Source organism: Streptosporangium sp. G11, assembly GCF_051192615.1.
Classification (GTDB): Bacteria; Actinomycetota; Actinomycetes; order Streptosporangiales; family Streptosporangiaceae; genus Streptosporangium.
Map to the genome: position 1 here is coordinate 1 of NZ_JBPJUQ010000165.1, position 7,677 is coordinate 7,677.

Below are 7,677 nucleotides of genomic sequence, written 5' to 3' on the forward strand. Positions count from 1 at the left end.
TACTCGGCGACTTTGGCGAAGGAGATCGTCAGGCGTTCGCGGAGCTCCCGCAGGGTCAGACCGGCCGTCTTGGCGACGCGTCGGCGCAGGGCGTCGGTGAAGCGCTGCCAGAGCTTCGGGGAGACGGCGTTGAACAGCACCGAGCCGGTGTAGTCGTAGCAGTCCGGGCAGAGCGGCTCCCCGAGGCACGATTCGTCGGCGCCGTGTCGGGCGGTGCAGGACATGAGGCGCCCGTGCGGGCAGGTTTGCGCGTCGCGGCGGGCGTGGCAGGGCAGGGTCTTGCCGTTCTTCTCTCGCTGAGTGTGGACGACGCCGAAGGACGGGGCGGTCAGGGTGATGAACAGGCACGGGTGCGTGGTGACTGAGGTCGGGACGCCCTTGCCACCTACCAGGCCCGCACGGATCAGCTGGTAGGTGTCGGCGCGGTAGACCTCGGCGCAGGTCGGGCAGCGGGAGGCGCGGCGGGTCTTGCACGGCAGGTGCAGGACGCCTTCGGGTTCGGTGGCGGTGGTGTAGCGGTGCAGGAGCCGGCCGGTGGCGCGGTCGACGTGCAGGACGCGGCCCCGCATGTGGATGGGCTGGCGGCAGCCGCCGGTGGCGCGGAGCCGGGCGGCCCAGCGGGGGTACTTCGGATCGTTCAGGCGGGTGATCATGCCTGCGATCGCGTGCGTGTCGGGGCGTGTTGTGGGCAAGATGGTCTCCTCCTTTCACTCGTTGGGTGAGGGGGGATGGCCCCCGACCTGGCAGGCGTCTTGGCGGATGTACGGCCAGGCCGGGGGCGCCGACGGTTTCAGCAGAAGCCGAGACCGTCGCAGGACTCGCAGGTGATGCCGTGGCTGTCGAGACCGATGGCCCCGCAGTCGCAGCACCGCCACCGCTTGGGCGCGATCAGCGCGGGCGGTTCCTGCTCGCCGTTGTGCTCGATGGTCGGTGGAGTGTCAGGCGGCATGGGCGGAGTCGGGTTCGACGCAACCGACGTAGCTGGTCTCGGCGTCGTACCGGGCGCGCCGGTGGGCCAGGACTGCGAGCGCCCCGTAGCGGACCGGGCCGAAGTTGATGCCGGTGCGGTAGTGGCCGTAGGAGGCGTCCTCGGCGTCGACTTCGGCGCCCAGGAGGGTGGCGATCCGGTCGACCTCGGCGGTCATCTCAGCGTCGGCGCCTCGCGCGGGGAAACACAGGGCACTCACCTCGTAGGGAATGGGGAGCTCGGGGTTGGCCTCCAGGAAGGTGGCCAGTTCCCGCAGGCCGGTGATCATTGCGGTGTGCTTGTCGGTGGTGGTCACGATGGTTCTCCTTTCGGTTCAGGCGGGTTCGGAGGTGGTGCGTAGGGTGCGCAGCAGGTCGGAGGCGAGTTGGTTGGACACGCCAAGGCGGGCGCGCAGGGTGTCGCGGCTGATCGGCTTGCCTTGGGCGTTCTGGTATTCGGTGGCCACCCGGCGGGCGTAGTCGACGAGCTCGGAGGACGGCCCGTCCGCGGTCCCGACCTGGTTGTCCTTGTCGTCCTGGGTGGCGGGGACGAGCGCGGGCACCGGGGCCGACTCGGAGGACGGGGCTGGGGACGGTTCGAGGCGGGGGCCGGAGGCGCGGCGTTCGAGCATGGAGACGGCGATCAGGAACGCGCCGGCCGGGGTGGCGGCGGTGATCCAGCCCCAGGCGGAGGCTTCGGCTTGGTGGAGGTTGGCGGACAGGGACAGGACGATGCCGAGGATGAGGACGAGGGTGGGCCAGGAGGCCAGGCCGTCCCGGACGCGTCCGGTCTTCTTGTCGCGCTGGCGTTCGCGGGCGGCCATGACACAGGTGAGGTCGACGCACACGGCGACGGCCCAGGCCATCCAGCCGCTCTGGCCGTGTTCGGTGGCGGTGTCGCGGATGTGGGTGAACGAGCCCGCTCCGGCGATCGCGGCTAGGACGATCACCGGTCCGGAGTCGAGCAGGGCGGCGAGCAGGTTTCGCGTCATGGTTCCTCCCTTCAGAAGTCAGTGGGGACAGGGGGTTAGGCGGGGACGTCGACCGGTTGGGCGGCGGTGAGGTCGTCCCAGGACGGGGTGAGGTGGGCGTAGGTCTTGGCGGCGTGTTCGGCGGTGTTCTCGGCGACGTAGAAGGAGCGCGCCCGATACCACTGGCCATCCTGGGAGGCGACGATCGCGACGCCGGGGGTTTGGGCGGGGATCGCGCGGGCGGAGACCAGGGCGGCAGGGTCGAGGTCGCCGAGGGTCATGGTCGCGGTTTCGGGGTCGTTGACCCGGTGACAGATGCGTCCCGAGCATTGGGCGCGTAGTGCGGTGACGCCGGGGCCGAGGTCGGAGCCGATGCGCTGGCCGGAGCAGAACAGGTAGATCCCGAACGCGCGGCCGAGCTGTCCGATGCGCAGCAGCGCGGTGGAGGTCCTGGCGATGTCGTCCTTCTCGGACTTGTCGGCCATCAGGTACAGCTCGGCCAGCTCGTCAACGAGCACCACGACCGGAACAGGGCGGACCGCTGCAGGGAGTTGCCAGATGTTGCGGGCGCCGGTCATCCGGCACAGGCCCATCCGGTCGATCATCATGCCGATCAGGTCGGCCAGCAGCCGGGTGCACTCGGCGCGCTCGGTGGCCAGTGCCGACAGGCGTGCGGCGTAGGGGGTGAACTCCACGCCGCCCTTGAGGTCGAAGCCGACCAGGGCGACCGGTTGCGGGGCCAGGCCGACGAGCAGGGCGTTGGCGAGGTTGGACTTGCCGGACTGGGTGGCTCCGGCGTTGATCCAGTGCGGCACGGTACGGAAGTCGATCACCCAGGGTTTGCCGGTCTCCAGCCGTCCCACGGTGACCTTGAGCAGGTCGGTGGAGGGCGAGAGCCGGTCGACCTGGACGAGGGGGTCGCGGATGGTGGTGTTGATGACGAGGCGTCCGGGGCGGGGTGAGGAGACGCGGACGGCGTGCACGCCCCAGGAGTGGGCGAGGCGTTCGGCGGCTTGGGCGTAGTCATCGGGGATCTGGCCTTCCAGCAGGTGCAGGGTGGCGCGCCAGCCGTGCCGGGTCGGCATGGGCAGCCACATCCAGGGTTTGGTGTCGACAGCGACCCGGCGAAAGCGACGCCGTACCTTGACGGTGCCGGTGGAGACGAGGGCGCCGGGGGTGAGGGTGAAGGCCCAGCGCGCCCGCTTCTTCGTCAGCCCACACCCGAGGGCGACCTTGCGCCAGGTGGCGCGGACGCTGAGTGCGGTGAGCGGGTAGGCGGCGATCAGCCAGAACGACCGGCGGTGAAAGCGTCGCCATGCCCACAGAGCGACCGCGAGGCAGGCCAGGATGGTGAGGGCGAGCCTCAGGGAGTCAGGCACTCTGCTCTCCCGCGGGGATGCCGGAGACGGGGACGATGGAGGTGGCCTTGTAGCTGATGCCCCATCGCGAGGCGCCGTTCTGCGGGATCTCCCAGACGTAGCCGACCATCGCGGTCGGCACGACGTCCTGGCCGGGAGCGATCGGGGGTTGTCCGGAGGTTCCGACCTTGACCAGTTCGATCCGGCCCAACTCGTCCTCAGCCAGCAGGACGGACTCGTAGATCTTGTTGCCCTCCTTGTCGGTCTTGATCTTGCCGGTGTCCTGGTCGACCACGCGGGGACGGGCGGCCTTGACGCAGGTGAAGCGGAGTCGGTGGACATCGACGGGGATCGGGATGTTGCGCATGGATGTACCTCCTTATATGGCTAGGACAACATAGTCAGCCTAGTTGGCATGGGTGTCAATGGTCGCGTGGTTGGCTTGGTCGCGCCTTTGTGCTGAACTAGGGAGCACTCGCGACAGAAGAGGGGCGATGGTCAAGAACACCGGGCGACCCGGCTATCTGCAGATCGCCGACGACCTGCGCGAGCAGATCCGGCGCGGCACCTTGGCGCCCGGAAATCCGCTACCGTCCACAACCCAACTCGCCACGACGTACGAGGCGTCGCTGAGCGTGGTGAAACTCGCCGTCGGGGTGCTACGAAACGAAGGGCTGGTCATCGGGCAGCAGGGCAAGGGCGTCTTCGTCCGCGACGACGCCGCCCCGGCTTTGCCGCCGGCTGCGGAGGAGTTGGCCGAGATGCGGGCCACGCTGCGGGATCTGTCGCAGCGCCTGGAGCGGGTGGAGTCGAGGTTGGCCGAGCGCGAGTAGGTCGCCGCTCATCCGCGCACATGGCAGCCGGTGACCCGCCGCGCCAGGCCCGCCGCCCGGGTCGGAGGAACGCCGCCCAGGGACATTCGCCGGTCCTCCTGGCGCATGCCGACCATGACGAGTACGTAGCCGACCACTACGGCCGCCCCGAGGACGAGGCCGATGATCAGTGGGATCGTGGTCACGTCCAGCTCACCCCCGCCTCGGCGAGGTTGCGCGGCCGGCCGGCCGGGCGCCTGCTCTGACCGCGCCGCTTGTTCGTCCGGCGCTTGGCCGCCTGCCCCTGACGCCGGATCCACCGGTCCCGGGCCAGGCACTTGCGGCAGGCGATCCGCCCCTCCTCCAGGGTCGCGCCGCACACGCAGGCGGGCGTCTCGTCGATCGGCCGAATGTCGTTGATCACTGTGTCTCTCCTCTCGATCACTGCTGTTGCTGCCTTGCGATATCGAGAGTGCGGCAGAGAGGTGGGACGAGATCACTACAGGATGGGACATGTTCAGGACGTCCGGTCTACGATTGCCACGTCCCTAGACGTCCCTTCTTACGGGCAGGTGAGATGGCGAACGAGCGGTTGCGCACGGTATTGCTGGAGCGGGGAACGACGATCGCCGAGCTGGCCGAGGCCATCGAGGTGGACGCCAAGACCGTGGAGCGGTGGATCACCCAAAGCCGCACCCCCTACCGCAAGCACCGCTTCGCCGTCGCCAAGTACCTCGACGCCGAGGAGGCTTACCTGTGGCCTGATGCTCTGACGCCCAAACAGGCCGCCGCGGTTTCCGAGACCGAGATCGTCACCGTTTACCCGCACCGCTGGGCCGTCCCTCGGGACGCCTGGGGACGTCTGTTCTCCGCCGCCCGAGAAGAGATCGGCGTGCTGGTCTACAGCGGCACCTTCATCTCCCAGGACACCGGCCTCATGCGCCTGTTCGCCGACAAGGCCAAGGCGGGCGTACGGGTGCGCATCCTGCTCGGCGACCCCGACTCACCCGAGGTCGCCCAACGCGGCGCGGACGAGGGCATCGGCGACGGTATGGCCGCGCAGATCAGGATGTCGCTGGTGCTGTACCGGCCGCTGCGCCAGGTCGAAGGCGTGGAGATCCGGCTGCATCGCACGGTGTTGTACAACTCCATCTACCGCGGTGATGACCAGCTTCTGGCCAACACCCACCTGTACGGCATGCCCGCCGGAGACGCACCCGTCCTGCACCTGCGCAAGGTGGTGGGCGGCGGCATGGTCTCCACCTACCTCGACAGCTTCGAAGCCGTCTGGGCCGGAGCCACCCCGGTAGAGTCCTGACCCATGGCCCGCCGGATCGACTTCTACGACGACCCCTCCGCGCCCGCACCCAACAGCCTGGTTCCCTCGGTCAACGTCGTCGTCACCAACGACGCCGGGGACATCCTGATGATCCACCGCACCGACAACGACAACTGGGCCGTCCCCGGCGGAGCCATCGACCTCGGCGAGTCCCTCCCAGCCGCGGCCATCCGCGAGACGCTGGAGGAGACCGGCATCACGTGCGAGATCACCGGCATCGTCGGCACCTACACCGACCCCAAGCACGTCATCCTCTACACCAGCGACGGCGAAGCCCGACAGGAGTTCTCCATCGTCCTCACCGGCCGCCCGCTCTCCGGTGAGCCAACGCCGAGTGACGAGTCCCGCGAAGTGCGGTGGGTGCCGCGCGGCCAGGTCGACTCGCTGACCATGGACCGCTCGATGCGCCTGCGCATCGGCCACTACCTAGCCGGCACCACCGGGCCGTACATCGGCTAGCGCGACCTGGACCGCCCGCACCGCCGAGGTGATGCACGGCGTCGCGTTGGCGATCGACCGGCTCACCAGATGCTCGGGACCGTAGCGGGAATGGATCTCCGCCAGCCGCACATCGACCTCCAGTGGGAGCCCGTCCGGGCTGGTGGTCATGTCGCAGTAGGTCAGTGCCTCCACCAGCTCCGGACGCTCCCGGTCGAACTCCTCGTTCAGCACATCCAGCAGGCCACGTTCGGTGGCCTCATAGACCGCGCACGAGTGATGCGCCACCAGCCGGACGAGCTTGTCGTCGGCCTGGTGCACCTCGCGCAGGTAGCGGGCACCGTCGAGTGGATGGAACCCGGTGTCGACCAGCTGCGGCGCGTACCCGATGTCGTGCAACCAGGCCGAGGCGGTCAGCAGGTCGGACTCCTGCCCCAGGATCGGCGCCAGCGACTCGGCACGCGCGGCCACCCCTTGCGTGTGCGCCCACCGGCGCGGCAACGGCTGCTCCAGCAGCTCTTTGGCCAGGTCACGTGCCCACTCAGCTTGTCCCATGCGGTTCACGATAGACGCCGTCCCCCGAGGCGAATCCAGTGCACAAGCCGAGACGTCCCAGGACGTCTCAGTCCGGGAGAGGACGGACAAACCGGCCCTTGCCGTGCGCGGTCACGATCAACCCCTCGCGCTCCAGCTCACCGAGGGCATGGCGCACCGTGTTGCGCGAGGCCGCGTACTGCCGCCGGAGCGCGTTCTCACTCGGCAACGCCGCCCCGACAGCCAGGACACCCCCGCGGATCTGCGTCCGCAGATCCTTTGCGATCACCTGATACCGGTACGCCGCCGCGTCGGCCTGACGCCCCTCCTCCTTCACCACGCGCCCCTTGCCGGGCATCGCGACGACCAACCCCTCGCTCTCCAGCACGGCCAGGCCACGACGAACGGTCGTGCGGGCCACGTGGAACTCCGCGACAAAGGCCGCCTCGGAGGGCAGAACTCCGCCGGCCGGATACTCGCCGGAGGTGATCTTTTCGCGGAGCCGGTCGGCGATCTGGGGATAGACCAGCCCGCCGGTCAGCCACCTGCTCGTCTCAGAGATCATCGACTCAGGTGCGGTACGCGTCGACGATCTTGCTCAGATCCACCGTCAGCGGCTCCTGCTCACCCTGGCGCCAGCCTTCCCGGGCCGCGGTGGAGATCCGCTTGGCCGCACTCGCCAGGCGCAGCGAGGAGGTCCGCTCGTCCAGCTGGTCGCCCCAGTAGAACCAGTGGAACGCCGTCTGGACATAGACCCGCCGGATACGGAAATGCCGGTCGACGACCTCCAGGCAGGGCTGTCCGCTGTTGTCGACAATCAGGACGGTGGTGATCTCCAAAGAGGACAGCTGCTCACGCAGCAAGGTCAGCAACTCCTGCTGGTGGGCGCGCTGTCTTTCTCGTGCGGTGGTCATGGATGTGCTCCTGTCAGCGTGGAGGGCGCAGTCCCTTGGGTGGGAGCCCGTGCCGACGAGCCTCGTCTTCCGGGGCCGGAGATCGACACCGCAACTTAGGGACGTCTAGGGACGTCTTATGTTAACGTCGCAGGCACTGACCGTGCCACGGGAGGTGCCACCCATGAACGAGAACCTGCGCCACGCCCTCATCCGCGCGCGGCTCCAACCCCTCGACATCGCCACCCACCTGACCGTCGACCCCAAAACCGTCACCCGCTGGCTGACCGGCCGCATCCCTCACCCTCGCCACCGCCTGGCCGTCGCCGACCTCCTCGAAGTCGACGAGAACGACCTGTGGCCCGA

14 protein-coding genes and 1 pseudogene are annotated in these 7,677 nt (G+C 68.8%); 4 read left to right on the forward strand and 11 right to left on the reverse strand.

Annotated features, from left to right (window positions below; translation table 11 throughout):
* The 6 genes from ACSDR0_RS48425 to ACSDR0_RS48450 form a co-directional block, all read right to left on the reverse strand.
* A partial coding sequence (locus ACSDR0_RS48425; protein WP_435295752.1) for a replication initiator occupies positions 1 to 692 on the reverse strand: 692 nt, incomplete at its 3' end.
* Positions 693 to 790: 98 nt separating this feature from the next.
* Positions 791 to 949 (reverse strand): hypothetical protein, encoded by a 159-nt coding sequence (locus ACSDR0_RS48430; RefSeq protein WP_435295753.1) that lies wholly within the window; start codon positions 947 to 949, stop codon positions 791 to 793.
* On the reverse strand, positions 939 to 1,283 hold the full coding sequence (locus tag ACSDR0_RS48435) for a hypothetical protein (protein WP_435295754.1): 345 nt from the start codon (positions 1,281 to 1,283) through the stop codon (positions 939 to 941). Before ACSDR0_RS48435 ends, ACSDR0_RS48430 begins: the two co-directional genes overlap by 11 nt.
* An 18-nt stretch (positions 1,284 to 1,301) precedes the next feature.
* Positions 1,302 to 1,958 carry a DUF2637 domain-containing protein gene (locus ACSDR0_RS48440; protein WP_435295755.1) on the reverse strand — a complete coding sequence of 219 codons (657 nt, stop codon included), beginning with the start codon at positions 1,956 to 1,958 and terminating at the stop codon, positions 1,302 to 1,304.
* 35 nt (positions 1,959 to 1,993) lie between these two features.
* Positions 1,994 to 3,316: an FtsK/SpoIIIE domain-containing protein gene (locus ACSDR0_RS48445; RefSeq protein ID WP_435295756.1), complete on the reverse strand. Its 1,323-nt coding sequence runs from the start codon at positions 3,314 to 3,316 to the stop codon at positions 1,994 to 1,996.
* Positions 3,309 to 3,662, reverse strand: coding sequence for a hypothetical protein (locus ACSDR0_RS48450; RefSeq protein WP_435295757.1), 354 nt, complete (start codon positions 3,660 to 3,662; stop codon positions 3,309 to 3,311). The genes ACSDR0_RS48445 and ACSDR0_RS48450 overlap by 8 nt, the downstream gene beginning before the upstream one ends.
* A 127-nt stretch (positions 3,663 to 3,789) precedes the next feature.
* Here ACSDR0_RS48450 and ACSDR0_RS48455 point away from each other — a divergent pair, with 127 nt between their 5' ends.
* Complete coding sequence (locus ACSDR0_RS48455) at positions 3,790 to 4,128, forward strand: winged helix-turn-helix domain-containing protein (RefSeq protein ID WP_435295758.1); 339 nt, start codon at positions 3,790 to 3,792, stop codon at positions 4,126 to 4,128.
* 8 nt (positions 4,129 to 4,136) lie between these two features.
* Here ACSDR0_RS48455 and ACSDR0_RS48460 read toward each other — a convergent pair whose 3' ends face one another.
* Both ACSDR0_RS48460 and ACSDR0_RS48465 read right to left on the reverse strand, forming a co-directional pair.
* Positions 4,137 to 4,313: a hypothetical protein gene (locus tag ACSDR0_RS48460; protein ID WP_364237547.1), complete on the reverse strand. Its 177-nt coding sequence runs from the start codon at positions 4,311 to 4,313 to the stop codon at positions 4,137 to 4,139.
* Positions 4,310 to 4,531 (reverse strand): hypothetical protein, encoded by a 222-nt coding sequence (locus ACSDR0_RS48465; protein WP_435295759.1) that lies wholly within the window; start codon positions 4,529 to 4,531, stop codon positions 4,310 to 4,312. Before ACSDR0_RS48465 ends, ACSDR0_RS48460 begins: the two co-directional genes overlap by 4 nt.
* A gap of 153 nt (positions 4,532 to 4,684) precedes the next feature.
* On the opposite strand from ACSDR0_RS48465, the gene ACSDR0_RS48470 reads away from it, so the two are divergent.
* Positions 4,685 to 5,425, forward strand: a complete 741-nt coding sequence (locus ACSDR0_RS48470) for an XRE family transcriptional regulator (protein ID WP_435295760.1) — start codon at positions 4,685 to 4,687, stop codon at positions 5,423 to 5,425.
* A gap of 3 nt (positions 5,426 to 5,428) precedes the next feature.
* On the forward strand, positions 5,429 to 5,905 hold the full coding sequence (locus ACSDR0_RS48475; protein WP_435295761.1) for an NUDIX hydrolase: 477 nt from the start codon (positions 5,429 to 5,431) through the stop codon (positions 5,903 to 5,905).
* Here the strand turns inward: ACSDR0_RS48475 and ACSDR0_RS48480 are convergent.
* The 3 genes from ACSDR0_RS48480 to ACSDR0_RS48490 all read right to left on the reverse strand — a co-directional run bounded on the left by ACSDR0_RS48480 (position 5,873) and on the right by ACSDR0_RS48490 (position 7,332).
* Positions 5,873 to 6,439, reverse strand: a complete 567-nt coding sequence (locus ACSDR0_RS48480; RefSeq protein ID WP_362899581.1) for an HD domain-containing protein — start codon at positions 6,437 to 6,439, stop codon at positions 5,873 to 5,875. The genes ACSDR0_RS48475 and ACSDR0_RS48480 overlap by 33 nt on opposite strands.
* Before the next feature lie 67 nt (positions 6,440 to 6,506).
* Entirely contained in the window at positions 6,507 to 6,983 is a 477-nt protein-coding gene (locus tag ACSDR0_RS48485; RefSeq protein WP_435295762.1) for a GntR family transcriptional regulator, read from the reverse strand.
* 4 nt (positions 6,984 to 6,987) lie between these two features.
* Positions 6,988 to 7,332, reverse strand: coding sequence for a hypothetical protein (locus tag ACSDR0_RS48490; RefSeq protein WP_435295763.1), 345 nt, complete (start codon positions 7,330 to 7,332; stop codon positions 6,988 to 6,990).
* 163 nt (positions 7,333 to 7,495) lie between these two features.
* Here ACSDR0_RS48490 and ACSDR0_RS48495 point away from each other — a divergent pair.
* Positions 7,496 to 7,677: pseudogene (locus tag ACSDR0_RS48495) on the forward strand (XRE family transcriptional regulator); the annotation flags it as partial.

Excerpts from the sequence above, each read along its gene's own strand:
- ACSDR0_RS48430 (WP_435295753.1), bottom strand. The coding sequence starts at position 949 with ATGCCGCCTGACACTCCACCGACCATCGAGCACAACGGCGAGCAGGAA.
- ACSDR0_RS48440 (WP_435295755.1), bottom strand. The coding sequence starts at position 1,958 with ATGACGCGAAACCTGCTCGCCGCCCTGCTCGACTCCGGACCGGTGATC.
- ACSDR0_RS48450 (WP_435295757.1), bottom strand. The coding sequence starts at position 3,662 with ATGCGCAACATCCCGATCCCCGTCGATGTCCACCGACTCCGCTTCACC.
- ACSDR0_RS48455 (WP_435295758.1), top strand. The coding sequence starts at position 3,790 with ATGGTCAAGAACACCGGGCGACCCGGCTATCTGCAGATCGCCGACGAC.
- ACSDR0_RS48470 (WP_435295760.1), top strand. The coding sequence starts at position 4,685 with ATGGCGAACGAGCGGTTGCGCACGGTATTGCTGGAGCGGGGAACGACG.
- ACSDR0_RS48475 (WP_435295761.1), top strand. The coding sequence starts at position 5,429 with ATGGCCCGCCGGATCGACTTCTACGACGACCCCTCCGCGCCCGCACCC.
- ACSDR0_RS48480 (WP_362899581.1), bottom strand. The coding sequence starts at position 6,439 with ATGGGACAAGCTGAGTGGGCACGTGACCTGGCCAAAGAGCTGCTGGAG.
- ACSDR0_RS48485 (WP_435295762.1), bottom strand. The coding sequence starts at position 6,983 with ATGATCTCTGAGACGAGCAGGTGGCTGACCGGCGGGCTGGTCTATCCC.
- ACSDR0_RS48490 (WP_435295763.1), bottom strand. The coding sequence starts at position 7,332 with ATGACCACCGCACGAGAAAGACAGCGCGCCCACCAGCAGGAGTTGCTG.